We start from the raw sequence: 21,296 nt of genomic DNA, 5'->3' as shown, positions 1-21,296 counted from the left end.
AAATAATATTATTCCAATAAAAAAACAATCCCTTTTTAGAATGGATTGTTTTTTTATTTCTTTTTTATACCGTTTATTTTATTTTTGTATTTTCGATGATGAAATAATTACATTTACAAAAATGAAACACTACTATCTTAGCCCCTCTTATAGTGAGTTTTTCGTTTGAAAACAAAAATACACTTTCACCTTACGATTGAAAAAACATATGTAAAAGTCTCTAAAACAGCTGCCTTATCATACTAATCTATAGCAATTCTGTCTTCTTCCCTTACCTGTTTCCTTTAACACATACGATTTTAAAACTAGCGCCGTTAATGAATCTGTTAATGTTTTATATGATAAATTTGATAATGCCAATAGATCGTTCGTATATAACATTCTATGCTTCTCTAATAATAATAGTACTAATCGTTCAGACGGTTTTAATGCCTCGTCACTTTCTAGTATAAAGTCTATATTTTTCATTTCTCTAATTATTACTCCTTATATAAAAAAATACTTTAGACACTTATTTAATATGAAAATAATACATAACAAAATTATAGATATATTAAAATAGCGCCCTCTAAAAACACTATTATACTATAACATAGAAGTAGTGTTTCCCCAAATAGGAAATACTTTTTATATCGCTTATAAGATTCTTGCAAACCTACATAATATTTTGTACCATTAGCCGCCAAGTTTTCTTCTAATTTCGCTGGTCATCCCGATGTATTTGTAATCAATGAAGTTCTTCTAAATTTATAAACAAATAAAAAAACGGTTCGTCTATCATGCCCTAAACATGAATGACAACCGTTTTCCAGCTTCTTCTTAATTAACAACATGTTCTATCTTAAATATTTCTTGCAATATGTGGCTTACTGTAATGACTTGTTCCACCGCCACCTACTACTACTTTACCGCCTTTTTCGAAAATTAATAATTTACTTGAACCATCTGCAAGAAGCACTATTACTTCAGCATTATTACTTGTTGCTATATAAATTACATAACCACTCTTTGATATACAAGTTTCCCAATTCGCATCAAATTCTGATCTTACTACACGATTTGAATACACTTGATTTTCAATTCTATCTTGTTCTACGTTTTCCAAATTTATTCTCCCCTCTTCCCTGCATAGTTATATATATTAAAATAGCACCATCTAAAATAGTGACCGATTTTAACATAAATAGTATATGTAATTAGTAGGAGAATGCTTGGACAATAGAAACGAAATAGACTTCGGGAATTTTACAATTGAAACTTCTCTTTAATCATTTCCGCTACTTCTTTTGCACTCAAATACGTGTTATTAATTTTTATATACTCTTCTTTTTCAATTTCACCATGAAGAGAGTTTAATCTATGCATTTTCATCGTTTCTTTCAAATTATTTTCAGACCACTCAATATCTCTTTTTTTCGGTTTATGTTCTAATCTATTCGGGCTTTTATTTCGTTCTAATCTTTCATCTAATTCCGCTTCCAGCTCTACAAAATACACTGTCCCACCTTTTGATTCAAAAATATTTTCTACATGATGTATATAATCCCAATCCTCTTGGAGGTCAAATGCCCATATATACGTAAAAATCATTCCAGATAAATCACTTTTAGATACTTCTTCAAATATTTCATTACGAAATAAACTTACTAGTCTTTTTGCTTCTTTCGTACTGTAATCAAAAATTGGACTTACTAAATCAATTGTCATGTGGTTATGAAAAAGTTTTAAACCGGTTAATGTTGCTAATTCTTGCCCCACTGTCATTTTTCCAACTGCTTGTGGGCCAAATATTAATATAAGTTTCATTTATTTCCCCCAATCTTTCTCTATAAACCATTACATAAAATAAAAAATAAGACAGCCGATTTTAAAACGATTGCCTTATTTTTTATTCATAGTTTTAGTTCTATTCTTTTCGCACAGCTTCAAAAGTAATCGTTTGATTTGCATTTGACGGTTCTTTTTCATAAACATATTCAGTAGAGCGAGTAATGTTTGAGAAACCTATACTTTCTAAAAGAAGTATAAACTCTTCTATTCCATACCAGCGCAGCGCAAAGCGTTGCAATTCTGTTTGTACTAACTGTCCTTTACTCCACTTTTCATATTTCAAATATGATACAGTAACTTGGTTCAGCCAACCTATTTCAATTGATTTATTTTCTAATGTGATTCCATCTCCGCTTGGCAAAGAGAAAGTCGATGTATGAATTTCCCCAGTCTTCCATTTATGCGGGAGCATAATATCTACGATTAATCGTCCACCTGGATTAAGATGTTCATAAAAACATTTCAATGCATTTATAGAATCCACACGATTTTCAATTAAACAAAAAGATCCAGTAGGAATGATAATTGCGTCATATTTATGCGGAAGTGAAAATTGTTGCAAGCTTCCTTCATACAAATTAGGATGTAAGCCTCTCTCTTTACAGCGCTTACGGCAAGAATCTAGCATTTCAGGTGAATAATCTATCCCATCCACTTTAAAACCAGCCTCTAGAAGCGGAATGATGACACGCCCTGAACCTACTGCAGCTTCGAGGATTCTTCCTCTACAATCTTTTAAACGTTCTTTGTAATACTCAATATCACCATTTAAAGAATAACCGACTGGTTTTGTGTAATCATACAGTTCCGTACAAAGTGTACTATAAAAACTAAACATTTATTTTCTCCTCCGTTTTTACGTACGGAAGATTTCAATTCAACTAATCTTCCTGTACCTCTAATTTTAATGAGATTTCGAAAGAGCTGACTGTCATAATATATCACTCACTTTCCATAGAATATAATGATATTGTATTACATAACCTTCCAATTTGAAATATAAAAATTAAAAATTCAGACTACAAATTAAAGAGCTTACTTTAGTAAGCTCTTTAGAAAAAATATTTATTTCACAATCGGCAATGTCACTTCACTTAATTTCACAGTAAGTTTTGTACCAGCTTTCGGTCTAATTGTATAATCATAATCACTTGCAATTAAAACAACTCCGATTTGATGCCCCGCTTTAAATACATAATCATCTGGCTGCATGTCCCATGTGAATGTATAATCTTTGCCCGGTTGAATCGCTGTTGAATTTTCTATACTCTTTACATTTTGTGGGTCCATCCAGCCTCTCGTTACGATTTCCGGCTTCGCTCCTCCATAGTCAACAAGTAACGCTGTTAAATTTGATACAGATCGATCAATATTTCCTGTAATTGAAATCTTTGGTGTACCACTTATACGCGTATCTTTTTGCAGTACAGGCATTGTATATACTAATCGATTTGCTACTTCTAATTCTGGGTTTGCTACTAATTGGTTTGATTTTATTTGTGCATCATCTAAGAATGAGAAAACTTTATTAGCCGATCCCATACTTAGTGGCAAATTAACTGATTTATTGCTTAAATACATACGGATTTTTGAAGGTACAGCCGCTGGATCTGGCCAATTTTTTATCTTTTGCCACGTTTTATTTTCTCTTTGCACATCAACCATTGGTTCATCCATAATTCCATTTTCAATTCCGTACAACCAATAATCTAACCATTTATTTTGTGTTTGCTGCCAGTTATTACTTGATGTCCCACCATGACCACCTTGGTGTAGCCACATTTTACGCGGAACATTATTTTCTCCAAGTGCTTCCCACCATTGCGCGAACTGTTTCGTTTTAACATTCCAATCGTTTAAACCATGAACAACAAATACACTCGCTTTTACATTTTTAGCATCTTTTACATAGTTACGTTTATCCCAAAAATCATTATAATTACCTGTTTTTCGGTCTTGTCCAGCCGTTAACTCTTTTATAACTTGTCCGCAAACTTCAGGGGTTTCCCTTGTCAGTACTGCTTCTGCCATATTATCTGTATCTTCTCCTTGATACCCGCCTGGAGCAATGACTGCACCATTTGCACGATAATAATCATACCAACTACTAATTGCTGCGATTGGAATAATTGTTTTTAAACCTTCAACTCCAGTAGTCGCAACAGCATTTGGTAATGTACCATTATAAGAAACTCCAGTCATACCTACATTGCCTGTAGACCAATTTGCCTGAACTTCCTCACCCTGTTCTGTAAATGCTTTCGCGCGACCGTTTACCCAATCAATAACAGATTTTGTCCCGAGTATCTCTTGTTCATCTCCAGTTGTAGGGCATCCATCTGATTTTCCAGTACCGATACTTTCGCCTAAAATAACTGCATAACCTCTTGGCACGTAATAGTTCCCATACGAACCAAGATTAATCGCTCCATACGGTTTTCCTTCATACGCATACAATTCTTCATCTACATTATATACAGGAACATCTTTTAATCCAGATCGATATGGACTCATTTCATAAATAACAGGAACTTTCACATTCGGATCTGTCTTTGGACGCATAACTTTTATCGATACTCTGTCTTTCTTACCGTCTCGATCACTATCAACTTCTGTCTCTACATATAAATTTTCGATAATAGCTTCATCGAGAGAATAAATCGGTTTTGTCATCCCATTTTCTAATTCAATTTTCGTATTTTTAGTCTCTTCCTTCTTCTCTGCATGCACATTCATAGTAAAGCTAGGTATAATTGTTGCAGATAGCATTGCTGACAGTGTAATTGCCATTTTCTTTTTACTCAAAATATTCCCTCCCCTTATTCGTTCTCTTTTACTATATAACAAAATAACTGAAAATTCAGTTTTATTTTTATATAAAAGTTGAGAAACTCAAAGATTTCTTATTAAGTAAAATTTAATGGAGGTGTGAAATTATTTTCCCACTCCCACCTTCTTTATAAAGTGAAACTTTAATCAACCCTCACCAATTGGGCGTTTACGATCAGCAGGGCCACTTCTTTGCTTTCGCTGAATTTTGAGGTGGGGTCTTACTGCCCGGCAAATAACGGGATAAATAGAGAAAAAGACAACCAATATTTCTATCGATTGCCTTACATTCCATTTATTATTTTTCTAACTCTTTAAAGGTATCTTTCAAGTCTTTATCAGATACCTTTATATCTGCATTTTTAAGCAGATCTCTAGTAACTTGTTGATGGAATTGAGGATCTTGTATACGTTGCTGTTCTAATTCTTTACGAATATTCTCTTTCTCTTCCTCATACGGTTTAAGCTCTTTTTTATCCGTTAGCTTAATAATATGATATCCGAAAGAAGATTTAACAGGTTCACTCAATTGACCAACTTCTAACTTATACGCAGCATCCTCAAATTCTTTCACCATCATACCAGGTCCAAATTCAGATAGTTCCCCACCTTTTTCTTTAGAACCTGGATCCTCTGAATATTGTTTAGCCAATGCCGCGAAATCTTCGCCACTATTTAATTTTTCTTTAATTTCTTTTGCTGTCTTTTCATCTTTTACTAAAATATGGCTAACTTGAAGCTTTGGCTTATAATGATCTTTAATATCTTTTTCCGTTACGGTTGCTTTAATAGCTTTTTCAAAAGCAAAAGTAAGCTTTAATTTCTCTTTCAACTGATCTTCATTTTTCACACCATTGGATTCCATATATGTATTAAAATTATCGCCCATCTTGTCTTTTAATTCTTTTAGTTGTTTCGTTACCTCTTCATCCGTAACTTTATATTTATCATGTAATACTTTCTCTACTACCATTTCAGATAAATTCTGTTTACCGTAGTTTTCTTTTAATTTTTTGTTAAAATCACTTTCTGAAATGCTTCCTGATTTTGTCGTTACAATATTATCTGATGAACCACATGCAGATAAAGATAACGTCATACCCATTAAAATGCTACCAATTACTAATTTCTTTCTTTTCAAATCTGAATACCTCACTTCATTAAATTCAAATATAACTATGTAAATATAACGTTTTCCTGTGAACTTCACGTGAATTTAATGAAAGTAGAACATTTGCTAATTCTCCATTTAATACATCAATTTTGAAAATTATGGTGATTCATCCTGTATCGCTAATCTCTAAAGCTGCAAAAAGGACTAATATTTTCATTAGTCCTTTTTCACATTTATATAAAATTGAATTTCTCCATCTATAGAGGAAACTCCATATTCAAAACCATGCCTTTCTAAAATACTTTTCACTATCGCTAAACCTAATCCTGTACCTGATTTTTCTTTACTACGAGAAGATTCTAGTACATAAAAAGGCTCCCAAATTTTCTCGATATCCTTAATTTTATCCGTAGGAATGCCATTTTTTATTTGGAAATATATACTTTTATTTCTATCTTCTAATGTAATTATTATGTTTTGATTTGCTGTATATTTTATCGCATTAGAAATTAAATTTTGAAACACCATTCTCATTTTATTTAAATCTGCATAAACGATTGTATCGCCCGCATTACAATTTACTTGCAAGTTAATTTCTTTCGAATCCAGTTCAATCTGATGCTTATCTAATATACTCTGAACCAGTGGTTCAATGGGGAATTCTTCTTTTTGTAAAATATCTCTTTCTAGTTTAGAAAATCGTAATAGTTCTTCAATTAAGTTTGATATTTGATCTGTTTGTTTAATAATTGTATCTACATAAGTCCCATCATCTAATCCATCTTTAATCCCCATAGAGTATGCTTTTACTAATGCGATCGGTGTCTTTAATTCATGCGTTACATCACCCATAAATCGTTTTAAATGTTCATTACGATCAGTTAAGTCTTGATGTGCTTCATGTAGTTTTTCACTCATGATATTAATACTATTGGCCAACTCTCCTATTTCATCATTCGTTTTCACTTTCGTTCTTTTAAACTGCAAATGTGAAATATCCTGAGCCACATCACTTAACTCTTTCAGTGGTGTCGTTATTATTTTTGAAAGTATCCACACAAGTAAAATAATAAGAAGGAGCGAGAAACATAGGATATATAAGTAAAATGTATTTAACGTATTTATAATTTCATTTGAATTCGCAATGGAAGTCCCAATTAAAATTATCGTATCATCTTTCGCAATATATTTAGCAAAAAAACTCGCTTTTACCTTTCCTTGATCGTACAGTTTATTCGATTGCCCTTCCGTCTTCACTTTCATAACTTCGTCTTTCGTAATCCAAAGCTTATTTAACGTTACTTTCTTTTTCGTAAGTTGCATGCGTAACGCGTCGTTCATAGCATCTTCCGACTGATTAATTGGCGTATACGCAATTGTAACGTTATTTTCACTTTCAATTGTATGAATAACATCCTCTATATTTTCCACTGTTGTATTTTGTATTTGTGTTGTAAATTTATTTAAGTTTTCACGTGTTTTATAAATATTATAGTTCGGTAAGAGATTGTTAATGAATAATAATGAAATCATAAAGATGAGAATAACAGTTGCAGAAATACTTAAAAATAACTTTTTCCCAAGTTTATTCACTTTGTTCCTCCAAACTATAACCCAGCCCACGATGCGTCTTAATAATATTTTCTCCAATTTTTTTACGTAGCCTTCTTACATGTGTATCAACCGTTCTCTCTTCTCCAAAATAGTCAAATCCCCAGACAATATCTAGCAATTTTTTACGAGTTAAAATTGTTCCTTTATGATTTAAAAAGCATTTTATTAATTCGAGCTCTGTTTTTGTAATTTCTAACTCTATATCATTTTTATATACTTTATTTTTGGCGAAATTTATCTTTACATCTTGTACTTGAATAATATCATCATGCTGAATAAGTTTTTTCGCTCGCGTAATTAGTACTCCTGGATGAAATGGTTTTTTCACGTACTCATCTGCCCCACTTTGAAGCGCTGCTAATTCATCTTCACTTTCACTTTTCGCCGTAAGCATTAATACTTTTACGCTTGAATTCTTTTTTATTTCCTGACAGACAGTAATACCACTATGTTTTGGCATCATCCAATCCAAAATAGCTAAATCAATTTTTTCATCATAAAATATTTGAAGTGCTTCCTCCCCGTCTTTTGCTAAAAAAACTTCAAATCCTTCTTTTTCAAAATAAGCTTTTAAAATCCTTAACATATCTTGTTCGTCATCTGCAATTAAAACTTTCATATTTTTTCCTCCATTGCTTTTAAACAAAAACCAATTGTATCATACAACATCTTTGTTACATGAATGTGACAGAAAAATATTTAAAGCTTTTGAGGGGATAGTAATGGTGAGGTGTTGTACTATGATAAAAAAAATCGGGGTCATTTCTCTTCTTCTATTTCTATTATCAACAAATGCGTTCGCAAATACAAATCAACAAATTGAAGTATTTGATTGTCAAAAAGAAATGGTCATTCAAAAACAATCTTTAGATCCAGTAATCCAAAAAGAAGCAGTTCAATACGCTAAATCAATTACTGGTCCATTTAAAAACTTAAATGTCGTTCCAAAAGATGGCTATATGATAAAAATCCCTTTATCTAAGCCGGTTTCTATTACTAATCAATGGTTACACACTACAATAGACGAAATACTTATACTACTCCCACTAAAAGAAAAGCCTTATATTATGCTTTATGATGATGAAAATAATCCGCATTTTTATTATGTAAAAGGTAAACCAGGATTATTATTGAAACAAATGAAGGTTAAAATGTAATTGAATGAAAAGGAGTCACCTTATAAGCTAAATTTTAAAAGCTAAGGTGCTCTTTTTTATAATAACAATTTGGTAAATGAAATTATAAAAGTTGTTTTTAATATAAGGGTCGCACCTTCATATATATCAGGGATTTTTAAAATATATCGATTTATCAACGAAAATATCTTTCCGTAGCTATTCTTTGGATAGCAATCTCTATAATAGTTTGTAGTGACTCGATCCCTTATATAATCCCCCTTTTACAAATCCATTTGAAGTATAAAACACATCCCCTTGCTTCGTGTCAGCATGTAAAACAATCACTTCAAAATACTTTTCCGCATGACATAATAGTTGATTTAATAATAAATTCCCTAACCCTATACGCCGATAATCCTTGGAAATATAAAATCTCCTCAACCGCCCAATCTTATTGTCTTTTGTGTACGGATCTTTATTTAAACCTCCAACTCCGATTAACATATCCCCTTGGAAAATACCATATAAACATTCTCCAGTTTTATTGAATACATTTACTTTGTGTTTATATTCATTTATTAGTCTTATAAGGAAATTAAACCCTTCTTCTTCACTGTCTTGAACGAGATGACTGAATTCATATTCCATTAAATTTTCTATTTGTTGAATATGTATATCTTTCAAGTCCATTCCCCCTAAGTACGAAAATACATAAAAATGCTCGAGAATCATTTATTTTGAGCATTTTTATGGTTGTTACTTTATTTAATTCATAGTATGCATATACTTCACTTCATATGTAAATCGATAATACAGTTAATTAATTTTATTATGAAAATATAAGAGCCTTGCTACAATCTAGTGTGTGGTAAGGCTCTTTAAAGTTGTGTAATTCTTATTGAACTAAAGCACCTTTTTACTTAAATGAATACATATACATTTATAATGTCTCTCAAATATAATATCAGTTTATAAATTCACCATTCTTCTCTAGCAGGTATAAGTTAAATTATAATTTGTTAATTGATATGCTTGTGTAACCACTGTTCAAATATTTTCAACTGTTCTTCAGTATGAAAGTAATGTTCACCCGTCTCCATAACTTCTAATTCACAACGATGTTTTTTTGTAAAATAGTTAATAGTTTCAAATTCGCACAGCTCATCCCTAGCTCCGTACATAATATATGTATCTGTATTCCATGTACTAATAGGATGCTCTTTTACATAGCATAAATAATCCCAATATAACTTTTGACCAATAGGTGTCTCTATAGTCATTTCTTTTTGTAAAAGCTCCGGTGTTACATTAAACCATTTCATCATATTTTCGATAATTCGTTCCATATTAACTACTGGTGATAAAAATAATGCCTTTTCTAGCACATCATTTTGATAAGCTAAAAGACTAAAATACGCTCCCATACTACATGCAAACACATTTATTTCTTTCCAATGTACTTTTGCGTAGTTCATAATTATAGATAATTCACTAACACAAAACTGTACTTTGCAAGGAGTGTTATCATTTTTTCTTTCTCCATGCTCAGGTAAATCAAAGCTTAATACTTGATAGCCTTTTTGATTGGCTTCTTCAGCTAATATTTGAATAACTATATCTTCCTTATTTGACATATTTCCATGTACTGCAATAAAAACTTTTTCACTCTTCTCTCCCCATAAAACCGCAGGAATATTACTAATTTTAAAATTATTTTTAAGCATACTCCCTCCATAAAATAAGACATATAGGACTTGGAAAAAATGCACACACTTTATTTATCTCTGTACAGCAGGCAGTATCCGCTTTAACTCTATTAAATCATCTATTACTATATCAGCCTGAGCAAGTTCCTCTTCTTGCGCAAAATCAAAATTGCACCCAACTGCAAGTAAACCGTTGTCTTTCGCTGCATTTATATCAGATAGCCGGTCACCAACTACCGCTGCCTCTTTTATATCATATTTGTTCATAATACTTTTAACTAAGTCACCTTTATTTAGCGATTGTATTTGTTCAATACTAAACGTTTCAGTCACCCACTTGTCTAAAGCATAATACGTTACGATTGCTCGTAAATATTCTTTCAAACCATTACTAGCAATGTAAATTGAACAATTATTTTCTTTTATATATGTAAATATTTCTTTTACATTTGGATATAAAGCGCCTTTTCCGCTTTTTATGTTTTCAATTAGTCTATCTAAAAAATATGCATCTGTTTGTTCTCTTATTTCAATAGAATGGTCCGGTAATAAAGCTTCCCAAACTTTCGGTAGCGGCACACCCATAATTTCACGGTATTTTTCAATCGGTGTTACCGTATCCCATAATTGAAGTGATCTTAAGTGATCAAAAGTATCATCTAACGATAATTCTAAAATTTTATCTGTTTGAAATAATGTTCCATCCATATCAAAAATTAATGCTTGTAACATTCCTATCTCTCCTTTTGGACTATAGTTTTACCAGATATATTTTTAAGCATCTCAATAATAATTTCTGAGCAATAATTCGCAGCAGTTTTCGCGAAATCATCATAAGAAACTTGAGCTTCATCATCTGCACTGTCAGAAATACATCGTATAACAAGAAACGGTATATCATTTATGTAGGCAACATGTCCAATTGCTGCACCTTCCATTTCTGTACAATGAGGTGCGTATTCATCTATTAATTTTGCCTTTAACTTTGAATCTTCAACAAAACATTCACCACTTACAATTCTTCCTTCGTGAGCTTGAATATTTGAACTATTACTGTTACATGCTTTACGTGCTAACTCTATCAATTCCTTACTTGCAATAAACTCCTCTTGAAACGGGAATAATTTTTTCATTTGATTTTTACTTACATCATGATGGGTAACATTCGTTGAAATAACTACATCACCAACTTTTACATCTGGATGTAATCCACCAGCAACGCCCGTATTGATGATAGAGTCTACATTAAATTTATGAATTAATGTTTCCGCACATGCAGCTGCATTTACTTTCCCTACACCAGAACGTGCAATAATTACTTCTGTTCCCATGAATTCTCCAATATAAAATGGCATTCCCGCTATTGTCTGTTCTTCTTGTATTACTAGCTTTTCTAAAAGTAAATCTATTTCAATTTGCATTGCTCCGATAATGCCGATTCTGTTCATGTATGTAGTCCCCTTTATTAATTAATCCCTTTAATCCTCTCTGACATAACCGACAATAAAAATTTCGGAAGTACAAGTTGTCTCTTTAATCTTTTCGGCTGTGAGAGTAACCTATACAGCCATTCAGTTCCAGTATCCCTCATTATTTTCGGTGCTCTTTTTACAGTACCAGATATTATATCAATCATTCCCCCGATACCAATAGATAGCGGAACGTTTAATGTTTGTATGTTTTCATAAATGAACTCTTCTTGTTTTGGTGAACCTAGTCCTACAAGTAATAAATGCGGCTTGAATTGCTTAATTTTCATTTTTATTTCTTCTATTTCTTCACCATTTACAAATCCATGCTGTCCTTTAAATTGTGCTCCTGGGAACTGCTCATTTAATTTTTCTAATGCCTTTTTATTACTTTCTGGCGCAGCTCCAAAAAGAAAGACACGATATTCATTGTCGTTACAATATTTTATTAAATCGTGAGTTAAATCCGCCCCAGTAACACGTTCTTTCAAAGTTCCTTTTAATATTTTCGAGCCAATTATGACACCAATCCCATCCGCTGTTATTAAATCCGCAGATAGTAACATCTTTTTAAACTCCTTTGATTTTTCCGTATTTTCCTTTGCAGACATAACAATTTCAGGATTTGCAGTTACTACAAACCTTGGTTTCTCTTGTTGTTCATGTACCCAACCTTTTAATAAACTTATAGCTTTTGCATATTCTAAAGTTGAAAAAGGTATACCTTTTATAAACTGTTGATCCACTATACTCTCCCCTTATATAAGCTGCAAATATTCATCAATGTCTTTAGAAATTTGAATAAAAGCTTTATTCCAAAATTCATAATTTCTTATATCTATTTCAAAATGTTTTTTCATAAGCTCCTCTACTGGAGCCTTTCCTGTTTCTCGTAAGAACTCTTTATATTTCGAATGAAAAGTACTTTTACCTTCTTGAGCTATTTCTAATAAACTAAAACTTACTAAATATCCAAACGTGTATGGATAATTGTAAAAAGGAACATCTGCTATATAAAATTGAATATATTTCATCCATACAAACGGCTGGTATTCACTTAAAGCTTTTCCATAAGCTTCTTTTTGTGCCATTATAGATAATTTCTCAATTTCATCAGCACTTAATGGACCCTCTTTACATTTTTCATAAAATGTTTTTTCAAACTGATACGATGCTCGTATTGCCATTACATAATTAAAACTATTTCTTATTTTCCAGCTAAGTAATGACTTTTTCATATCTTTACTATCCGTTGTTTCAATTAGATAATTTAAGAGTACCGTTTCAAAGAAAATAGATGCTGATTCAGCCGTACTCATCGGCAAATAATCATCTAAAAAAGATGTAGATTGTTCAAAACTCATATTATAAAAATGCCAAGCATGTCCTAATTCATGAGCGAGCACTCTTACACTATCTATACTCCCATTATAACGCATGGAGATTCTCGATTCTTTCTCACTGAAAAATGGAGCACAAAACCCACCTGGTGGTTTATTCTCTCTCGGTTCAGCATCTATCCATCCACTTTCTATCGCATTACGTGCAAATTCTGCTAATTCTTGATCAATATTCTTACATGCATCATAAACGTTTTGTACTGCTACTGAAAAAGGAATTATGACCTCATTACTTTCCTTTACTGTCATAAGTTCATGCCATGTAATCGAAGCTTTCCCTTTCTTATACACGTTTAAAGCACTTACTAATTTATCAAGGTTTTCTTCTGTCACATTCCACATTTGGAATAATACAGTTTCTGAAATGCCATTCGCATGAAAAGATTGTGTTAAAATCTCTCTATCTTCTATTTCATTACTCTTTGCATTACGCAATCTCCCTACTTGATTTAATACAGTAGCAAAGATTTCTTTTTCCTTATGTAAAGCACATGTTAATGAATCGAATACTTCTAATCTTTCCTTTTCATTATCACTATTCATTGCAATAGTATTTGCTTGTCCAAAGGATAATAGTTTATTATTGTGCTCTATTTCTATCCTATCCCGTAATTGTATGTACATATTTTCCCACGCATTAAGTTCATCTTTTATTAACTTAGTATTATCTGAAGTTTCCACTTCATTATGTTTTATTACTTGCTGTAATTCACTTTTTAGTTCCTTCACTTTCACGGTCAATTTAGTAAGGTCAGATGGAACACTTTCTTCAACCGATCGACAGTACAAATAGTATTCTGCTTTTTCAATAGCTTGTATAAGCTTTGAAAGAATCTCTACATCTTTTGTTACAAAATATTGCTCTTTCAACTCCAAAATCGGAAATAGAATATCCTCATTCAAATACAAGCGATTTAAATCCCATCTAGCACTTTCTTGCATTTTTATAGCCGCCTCCTATTTTTACAAATAGTTACAGATATTTCTCCACACACAATTATATATGAAATGGAAAAATTTTGATATCTTCAAATATTTAAATTCCTATAAATATATTCTTATTTATACTCTTTTCTTCTACCATTAAGTATCATTACACATATAAAAAATAATCCCTCTACAAGATTGCATTTGATATAGGAAAACTTCAAAGATTTTATCTTCATCAATACCATATCGACCGATTATCACAGATTAAAAAATAAAAAAGGATTGATCAAAAGATCAATCCTTTACTCTACTTCATTTAAGAAAAATAACGTTATAACGCCAGGTCCTGTATGTGCACCGATTGCTGCACCAATTGTATTTACGATAAATACTTCACAGCCAAATCTTTCCGTAATTAATGATTTTAATGCTTCCGCTGTTTCTAAATCGTCACCGTGAGTCATACCGATTGTTTGACCTTTAAGGTCTTTACCACGTTCTTCCATAATATCAACAATACGGCTTAATACTTTCTTTTTCCCTCGTACCTTTTCAAGTGGTACAAGTTTTCCTTCTTCCACGTTTAAGATCGGTTTAATGTTTAGTAAACCACCGATAAATCCTGCGACTTTACTTAAACGTCCACCTCTCACTAAGTACTGTAAGTCAGCTACAGTGAAGATATGTTCCATATGGCTCATTAGAAAATCAACACGCTTTAAAATATCTTCTTTTGATGCGCCGTCTTTTGCCATTTTAGCAGCTTCTAAAACGACAAGACCTTGACCAAGCGAAGCACATTTCGTATCAATAATTTCTAAATCTAAGTTAGCATATGTTTCTTTTACTTCCTCTTTAATGACAACTGATGATTGATATGTACCAGACAGTTCAGATGAAAAAGCTAAATATATACAAGGATTACCTTCTTTTGCATAAGAAACAAATTTTTCTTGGAACGTTTCAAGTGAAGGCAATGACGTTCTATAAACAGCGCCTTCTCTCATTTTTTGCAATAATGTAACTGACTCTAATGTTACTCCATCTAAATACTCTGTTTCTGCTTCATCATATACACGGAGTGGAATTAAATCAATATCATATGCTTGCAGCAATTCTACTGGTAAATCCGCCGCACTATCCGTAATGATTTTAACACCCATTTTTAAACCTCTATTCTGTTATAAATATAAAATAATAAAATAAAAATAGTACTTTTAAATTATATACGTAAAACTTAAATGAAGAAAGGAAAACACTTTATATTGTATGCACTATTCTTCAAAACTTGAACTGTTAATGAAAATGATTCTATTTTAAACACCTTTTTCTTATTATTTTTCTAAAACACGAATAATTTTATAAGTATTTTGTATCATTATATTTTAATTCTTTATCTTAATATAATCTTTTAAAATTCATACTGTTTAAAATGTAAAAGCCAAATCCAATAAAGGAAATGGCTTTTACATTTTCATAAGATAACCAAACTTTATTTTCCATCAAATTGTTTGTTTACATTCATACTTTGGTGATGTTGAATATTAGTCCAGTTATGATAAATATTTATAGCCTGTACTATAATTAAAACAGTGAATATTCACCTGTAAGAATCACTAGATAAAAACAAGTTAAACATTTTATAAAATATTTAATTTTACTAGTAAAGCTAATAAAATTTGGAGAAGAATTTGAACATTTACTGCTATGTCTGTATCCGTAGTCGTAACTGTAACATTTCTAGAATTTCTAATAACAGTTTCTTGTTTATTAATTTGTTTAATAGATGATTTTTGAAACAATTCTTGTGCTACACGGTCAGCTTTTTCACTATCTGCTATAGAAATACTTATTATAACCACGATAGCTGCTTGTAATGCTGCTTGAATAGATAAAGCAGCTTTTGTATCTGTAGTAGTAACTTCTACATCCGCTGAATCTACAATTGTAATAGATTCTTCAGAAATTTGATACGTTTTACTTTCTTGCGCAGCTGCTTCTGAAACGCTAGCATTTTTAAAAGATGGATGAGGATTTGAGGAATCTAATGCACTCCACTTTTTATTTTCATCTGAATGACATGTTTTGTCCATGCGTTCACCCCCTTTCAATCTAAATAATTATTAACTTGTGATTGTATTTCAGAAACAATACTTTTAATTTGCTGCTTTTTTTCTGGTGATAAATTTTTTAATTTTTCTTCATTTATCCCATGCCTATTAAAAATATCTGAGAGTAAAAGGTCTATAATTATATTCTTTTGATCCTTATCAAACTTAAAGGAAGAAAATTTGTTTAAATCATCCATTTACAATATTCACTCCAATCAATTTTCTATAAAAATTTTAAATATCTACGAGCATTATATGTAATGAAATAAAAATTGCTTGGACAAGTAACTTAATCTTCTATTTTCACTTCTTTTTGCTAATAAAATCAAAAGCTGACTTCTAATAAGAAGACAGCTTTCCTTCACTTCACATAAATATAAGTTTCATTACTGTTAAATCATGTATTTTATCTTTATTTGTAGTTTTCCACACTTGCTTTACCATTAATCTTGAATATTAATTCAGTCATAATAAAAAGTCCAAGCTTGTACCACGTATTACAACAAAAAACATTTACTTAGAGTGAAAACTTATAGCTAAATATCAATAGGATAGACACTTTATAAAATGTTTAGTTTAACTAATAAAGCTAATAAAATTTGAAGGAGAATTTGAATATTCACTGCAATATCTGTATCAGTAGTTGTTACGGTTACGTTTCTAGAATTTTTAATAAATGTTTTTTGTCTATTAATTTGTTTAATAGCTGATTTTTGAAATAATTCTTGTGTTATTTTATCTGCCTTTTCACTATCTGCTATAGAAATACTTACTACAACTACGATAGCTGCTTGTAATGCCGCTTGGATAGATAGCGCAGCTTTTGTATCTGTAGTAGTAACTTGTACATCTGCTGAATCAACTATTTCAATATATTCCTCAGAAATTTGATCGATTTCATCTGTTTGTATAGCTGCCTCTAAAAAATTTGCATTTTTACTAAACGAATAATCATTTAATGATTCGCAATCTTCTTTTTTTGGCTCACAATCCTCTTTTTTTGGCTCACAATCCTCTTTTTTTGGCTCACAATCCTCTTTTTTTGGCTCATGAACTCGTTTTTTCGGCTCAAACTCCCGGTTTAATGGATCCCGATTTTTCTTTCGTCTACAAACTTCACATTCACACATAAAATCACCCCTTTTAGTCTTAAAAATTAGCAATATTAAAATATTGACTAACTAATAGCATTTTATGTATTTTTTTAAAATTTGTTTGGACAAGTAACTTAATCTTCTACTTCTTTTTCTAATAAAAAAAGCTGCCTTCTAATAAGAAGACAACTTTCTTTGTGACTACTCTAGAATAGATTTCATACAATATAATTGTTCCTTCCTTATAACCTGAGTTCGTCACTTTAGTTATAAAAATGTGGGTATATCCTATAACCTTTTTTAGGGACCATCCATAATTTATTTCATAAAAAGTGCTTTGTTTTACTGAAAGGTGGTTGCGGAAACAACCGCCTTTTTATTCGGAACAAAATAAAACTTTTATATAAAAGACCCGTACTTAAATACACTAAACTTCATATAATATATTGCATCCTTTCTTTTTAGAATAAGTAGTCGTTTACTGAAGGGCACTTTTCGAAGTGCTCTTATCTTTAATCCCCCTCTTTTTCAGGAAGAGTTTTTTTACTAAACCATAATATGATTTGTATCACTAAGGCTAGGGATTACGACATTTCCTTAATAACTTCAATGAATACAGTAGCTACTAATTAAAATACCCCTATGATCTTCTCTACACTTAAACCATCGTGCATTACCGAACGCATGAACTAATTTTTATTTTGACTATGTAACACTAAATTCACAAGATTATTATCCTATGTTTGGTGAAGCCATCATTTCAATGCCAGCAACCCCACACTTTTAACTAATAACTTAAACAAATGGGCTACCTCAAGGTTCCTTTGATATAGTATGTTATGTTCTATATAATGAAGAAAGCGCTAGTATTTCCAAGGAGGATGTATATGAGTATTCAATTGGCCACATCTAACGATTTAGAATGGGTTAATAATCAATATGACTCAATAGGATTTGTACGAAGTGATTTAAAAAGAGATAAAGTTGCAATTATTACATATAACAACGAGTATGCAGGTGTTGGCCGATTAGTCCAAATAGATGAAGATACTTTAGAAATGGGCGGGATTTTTATTCTGCCTCAATTTAGAGGGCTTCAATTAGCTGGTGAGCTTGTTTCATTTTTAGTAGAAACTGCGAAAAAATCACAAATACAAAATGTATATTGTCTTCCTTTTGAGGAATTAGAAAACTTTTATAAGAAATATGGATATACTGAAGTCGATACTACGACAGAAGCAGTCCATCCAATTATTCTAAAAAAATATAATTGGTGTTTGGAGAACTACGATAAACACGTTCTACTATTTAAATTGTAAATGTAATAAAGTGAAACTTTAATCAGTGGGAGTTTTAATCAAACCCCTCACCAATCGGGCTTTGATTAAAACTCTATGTTCCGTCAATACTATAGATAATATGATTGTATTTCTCCATTCCTCCTGAGAGAGGAGCAGTTGGCTTTTGCTAGCTGCTCTTTTATTTTTTCAAAAAGTCACATAAATATCTTTAATTCCAAACATTCAAAAGATAAAATATGATATGATTGTTATGAAGATATTTACCAACTAATAAATGCGCCCTAGACTTACGTACTAGGGCGCATTTATTTTTTAGTATGTAACTCCTTCACTCATCTATTATCCACAAAATAAGTATCATATGCCTTATCAAATTCATATCCTAACTTTTCTGCTAGTTTAGCAGATGTAGTATTCGCTGCGTCCCAGTTTGGATACTTTCCATTTTCTAAGCAATCCAATATAAGAGCTGCACTTACTACAGTTGCCAAGCCCTCTCTTCTATGATTGTGATCAGTCGCAACTTCAATTTCAATCCCATCATTATAAATACTATACGAGGATGCACCGCATACAACTTCTCCGTTATATAAAATGCTATAACCTATACCACGGTTTATATAATCTTCTACCGAATGAAATTGACTTGTGAAATCTTCAGATATCTTATGTAATGTAGGGCTATTTGCGATATGCTCGTCTATTCTTCTTAACTCATATTCTTTTGGAAGTGCTGATATAAAAGATTTTAATTTTGAACGATTAAAAACTTCTGGATTTCGTTTGAATTTATAACGTAAAAACTTATCTATTTTTCTTTCATGGAATGTTTCTAAGCGTTGTTTCCACTCTTCACTATTTACGATAACTAAAATTCTTTCTGGAATATTACGTAATAACTCTTCTGTTTCTTTCGTATTTGGGTCTCCAGCGTAAAATGTAAAAATCCCTACCGTAACTTGTGCTACTTTTGGATTTTCAAGATCATTTACCCAAGCAGTACCCATATGCCCTTGTAAATAAGAAAGTAAAACAACGTTATTGAAATCCTCAAACATAGAAACTAGTTTTTTTCTTGTATGTATATTCGCTTCATATATCATTTACATTCCCGCCTTCTTTAGAATCAACTACTCTTAACATTTTCATGAGCGCTCCATAATTCGTATTCATATACATACCCACCTGTTCATCATAAAAGCAATTGACTATTAAATTAAAACTTCGAATATTTATAAAATATCAGTAAACATAAAATGATTATAACATCTACTAACTATGAAATGATCAACATATAAAATAAGTCAACAATAAATATATTTCTTACCCGTTAACAAACGGTTTGAAGGACCAACATAATTAATTATGTAACAACCCTCAACAATAGTTTGAGGGTGCATTTAAATACATGTGTTATAACTCATTTTTATAAATAAAAGATTCCGTCTCACCGTTCTTATATACTTTAGTCAATTTAACAAATGATTTGTACGTGTTAACGTCATCCTCTATCATTTTTTTCATCTCTTCTATTTCGGCATCACCAGTTCCGCCCTCTATTTTTAAACAGTTCGAAATGGAAAGGTATCCGCTTGATGCCAATATAAAAATAAAAATCGTATCAGGAAAATTAATAAATAATAATCCGTAGTTTAAAGGGTCTCCAGCTGGATGTGATAAAAGTAATCGAAAACCTACCAGTTCAGGTACTTGAACAAAATCTCTAGAAACTCTCGCCTCACCTACTATAGTAATTTGCTTTACTACATTCCCGAGATCATCTGTAAATTCAGTACATCTAGGTGGATTAATTGTTGTTGCTTGGAAAGACACATTTAATTCAGGATTGTTAAAATCGAAAAAGATTGTACTCCCCTCTGTTAAACAATGCGGGCAAACATTTCCTAGCAAGCTAAATTCCTCTTCAATATATTTAACTTTTGTTTTGCAGCTACATACTTTCCCTATTCGAATTGCATCAATCTTTGAACAATCGACAAATATAACCTCATTGTCTTCTTGTACGAATGATACGATACCTGTTTTCTTATTAAATGAAAGAAAATAAGATACAGCAATTTCGTTTCCTGCTATTATGATACTTTCAACTTTAGTATACGGTTCTAGACTTTGTAAAAACTCACATATACTATTTTGGCAACACCCACAATTACGTTTCGGTTCACACCCCACTTACACTCCATCCCTTCTCTATATAGAATTGCTACTACATATATATGAGAAGAAAATAAGAAAAGCTTGGACAATATAACGTTAACGTAGCAATATCGTTACCTAATCGTACATTTATATGGAAATCACACCATTTTTGAGTAAGGACACATAATTTTTACTATAAATACATATAACAATTTCATCTTTCATGAAAAAAACGTTATAATAAGGTGTAGCCTCTACGATTACGTTATAAAGGAGATTAAAACAATGGCTAAAATTAAAGTATACCAAGCAAAAGAGGAAAATATGGAAGCAGTAAAAAACATCATTGATGTTGAGGAACAAAACCCAACTGCTGAAAACTTACAAAATCTATACGCATGTGTATTAGATACTGAAGATATGGCATTGCCTGAATCATACATTGAAGAAGATATCTTAATTGATTCTATTGAAGTTATGGTTAACGCTTCTCAAAGCAAAGTAAGAGACTTAGGTGCTTACGATGTAATCGAAGTTCAAAACAAAGGTAAGAAAACACAAATTTTACTATTAGCAGACGAAGAATACGAAATTATCGAAGGCTAATCTAAATCCGTACA

At 31.4% G+C, this 21,296-nt stretch carries 23 protein-coding genes; 3 read left to right on the top strand and 20 right to left on the bottom strand.

The window, feature by feature from the left end; all coding sequences use genetic code 11:
- Positions 1-237: 237 nt before the first annotated feature.
- The 8 genes from HMAS_RS10155 to HMAS_RS10120 form a co-directional block, all read right to left on the bottom strand.
- Positions 238-468, bottom strand: a complete 231-nt coding sequence (locus tag HMAS_RS10155; RefSeq protein WP_000789031.1) for a hypothetical protein — start codon at positions 466-468, stop codon at positions 238-240.
- A gap of 373 nt (positions 469-841) precedes the next feature.
- Positions 842-1,105 carry a hypothetical protein gene (locus tag HMAS_RS10150; protein ID WP_000432421.1) on the bottom strand — a complete coding sequence of 88 codons (264 nt, stop codon included), beginning with the start codon at positions 1,103-1,105 and terminating at the stop codon, positions 842-844.
- Positions 1,106-1,245: 140 nt separating this feature from the next.
- Positions 1,246-1,806: an AAA family ATPase gene (locus tag HMAS_RS10145; protein WP_000767065.1), complete on the bottom strand. Its 561-nt coding sequence runs from the start codon at positions 1,804-1,806 to the stop codon at positions 1,246-1,248.
- Between the two features lie 100 nt (positions 1,807-1,906).
- Positions 1,907-2,668, bottom strand: a complete 762-nt coding sequence (locus HMAS_RS10140) for a class I SAM-dependent methyltransferase (RefSeq protein WP_116344780.1) — start codon at positions 2,666-2,668, stop codon at positions 1,907-1,909.
- Positions 2,669-2,895: 227 nt separating this feature from the next.
- Positions 2,896-4,635, bottom strand: a complete 1,740-nt coding sequence (locus tag HMAS_RS10135; RefSeq protein WP_074618796.1) for a Xaa-Pro dipeptidyl-peptidase — start codon at positions 4,633-4,635, stop codon at positions 2,896-2,898.
- Positions 4,636-4,957: 322 nt separating this feature from the next.
- Positions 4,958-5,800: a peptidylprolyl isomerase PrsA gene (locus HMAS_RS10130; protein WP_000823433.1), complete on the bottom strand. Its 843-nt coding sequence runs from the start codon at positions 5,798-5,800 to the stop codon at positions 4,958-4,960.
- A gap of 189 nt (positions 5,801-5,989) precedes the next feature.
- On the bottom strand, positions 5,990-7,366 hold the full coding sequence (locus HMAS_RS10125; protein WP_006922096.1) for a sensor histidine kinase: 1,377 nt from the start codon (positions 7,364-7,366) through the stop codon (positions 5,990-5,992).
- Positions 7,359-8,006: a response regulator transcription factor gene (locus tag HMAS_RS10120; RefSeq protein WP_000865970.1), complete on the bottom strand. Its 648-nt coding sequence runs from the start codon at positions 8,004-8,006 to the stop codon at positions 7,359-7,361. Before HMAS_RS10120 ends, HMAS_RS10125 begins: the two co-directional genes overlap by 8 nt.
- A gap of 121 nt (positions 8,007-8,127) precedes the next feature.
- Between HMAS_RS10120 and HMAS_RS10115 the strand changes: the two genes are divergently transcribed.
- Entirely contained in the window at positions 8,128-8,544 is a 417-nt protein-coding gene (locus tag HMAS_RS10115; RefSeq protein ID WP_006922097.1) for a hypothetical protein, read from the top strand.
- A gap of 198 nt (positions 8,545-8,742) precedes the next feature.
- Here HMAS_RS10115 and HMAS_RS10110 read toward each other — a convergent pair whose 3' ends face one another.
- The 10 genes from HMAS_RS10110 to HMAS_RS10065 all read right to left on the bottom strand — a co-directional run bounded on the left by HMAS_RS10110 (position 8,743) and on the right by HMAS_RS10065 (position 17,251).
- Complete coding sequence (locus HMAS_RS10110; RefSeq protein WP_116344779.1) at positions 8,743-9,237, bottom strand: GNAT family N-acetyltransferase; 495 nt, start codon at positions 9,235-9,237, stop codon at positions 8,743-8,745.
- A 287-nt stretch (positions 9,238-9,524) separates the two neighbouring features.
- Positions 9,525-10,229 (bottom strand): alpha/beta hydrolase, encoded by a 705-nt coding sequence (locus tag HMAS_RS10105; protein WP_116344778.1) that lies wholly within the window; start codon positions 10,227-10,229, stop codon positions 9,525-9,527.
- Positions 10,230-10,283: 54 nt separating this feature from the next.
- Positions 10,284-10,943: an HAD hydrolase-like protein gene (locus tag HMAS_RS10100; protein ID WP_006922102.1), complete on the bottom strand. Its 660-nt coding sequence runs from the start codon at positions 10,941-10,943 to the stop codon at positions 10,284-10,286.
- Positions 10,944-10,945: 2 nt separating this feature from the next.
- The gene (locus tag HMAS_RS10095; RefSeq protein WP_116344777.1) at positions 10,946-11,659 is read right to left on the bottom strand and encodes a 5'-methylthioadenosine/adenosylhomocysteine nucleosidase; all 714 of its coding nucleotides are present in this window, start codon (positions 11,657-11,659) and stop codon (positions 10,946-10,948) included.
- 17 nt (positions 11,660-11,676) lie between these two features.
- Positions 11,677-12,426 carry a WecB/TagA/CpsF family glycosyltransferase gene (locus HMAS_RS10090; protein WP_006922103.1) on the bottom strand — a complete coding sequence of 250 codons (750 nt, stop codon included), beginning with the start codon at positions 12,424-12,426 and terminating at the stop codon, positions 11,677-11,679.
- A 12-nt stretch (positions 12,427-12,438) separates the two neighbouring features.
- Positions 12,439-14,022, bottom strand: coding sequence for a M3 family metallopeptidase (locus tag HMAS_RS10085; protein ID WP_063264128.1), 1,584 nt, complete (start codon positions 14,020-14,022; stop codon positions 12,439-12,441).
- 290 nt (positions 14,023-14,312) lie between these two features.
- Positions 14,313-15,173, bottom strand: a complete 861-nt coding sequence (locus HMAS_RS10080; RefSeq protein WP_000538278.1) for a DegV family protein — start codon at positions 15,171-15,173, stop codon at positions 14,313-14,315.
- Positions 15,174-15,650: 477 nt separating this feature from the next.
- Entirely contained in the window at positions 15,651-16,103 is a 453-nt protein-coding gene (locus tag HMAS_RS10075; RefSeq protein ID WP_000361676.1) for a spore coat protein, read from the bottom strand.
- 14 nt (positions 16,104-16,117) lie between these two features.
- Positions 16,118-16,318, bottom strand: coding sequence for a spore coat protein W (locus tag HMAS_RS10070; RefSeq protein WP_000342253.1), 201 nt, complete (start codon positions 16,316-16,318; stop codon positions 16,118-16,120).
- Positions 16,319-16,681: 363 nt separating this feature from the next.
- On the bottom strand, positions 16,682-17,251 hold the full coding sequence (locus HMAS_RS10065; RefSeq protein WP_000333025.1) for a spore coat protein: 570 nt from the start codon (positions 17,249-17,251) through the stop codon (positions 16,682-16,684).
- A gap of 851 nt (positions 17,252-18,102) precedes the next feature.
- Between HMAS_RS10065 and HMAS_RS10060 the strand changes: the two genes are divergently transcribed.
- Positions 18,103-18,534 (top strand): GNAT family N-acetyltransferase, encoded by a 432-nt coding sequence (locus HMAS_RS10060; protein ID WP_000027163.1) that lies wholly within the window; start codon positions 18,103-18,105, stop codon positions 18,532-18,534.
- A gap of 314 nt (positions 18,535-18,848) precedes the next feature.
- Here HMAS_RS10060 and HMAS_RS10055 read toward each other — a convergent pair whose 3' ends face one another.
- Together HMAS_RS10055 and HMAS_RS10050 are read right to left on the bottom strand one after the other, a co-directional pair.
- Positions 18,849-19,619, bottom strand: coding sequence for a GNAT family N-acetyltransferase (locus HMAS_RS10055; RefSeq protein WP_000638727.1), 771 nt, complete (start codon positions 19,617-19,619; stop codon positions 18,849-18,851).
- A gap of 310 nt (positions 19,620-19,929) precedes the next feature.
- A complete protein-coding gene (locus HMAS_RS10050; protein ID WP_061113159.1) occupies positions 19,930-20,709 on the bottom strand; it encodes a BC_2878 family exosporium-associated protein in 780 nt (259 codons plus the stop codon).
- Between the two features lie 252 nt (positions 20,710-20,961).
- Here HMAS_RS10050 and HMAS_RS10045 point away from each other — a divergent pair, with 252 nt between their 5' ends.
- Positions 20,962-21,282, top strand: coding sequence for a hypothetical protein (locus tag HMAS_RS10045; RefSeq protein WP_001062733.1), 321 nt, complete (start codon positions 20,962-20,964; stop codon positions 21,280-21,282).
- Positions 21,283-21,296 lie beyond the last annotated feature (14 nt).

Origin of the sequence: Bacillus sp. HMA207 (genome assembly GCF_003402455.1) — a bacterium.
Taxonomy (GTDB): Bacteria; Bacillota; Bacilli; order Bacillales; family Bacillaceae_G; genus Bacillus_A; species Bacillus_A cereus.
The sequence above is the reverse complement of the archived record's forward strand: the minus strand, read 5'-3'. Positions and strand labels throughout refer to the sequence as shown.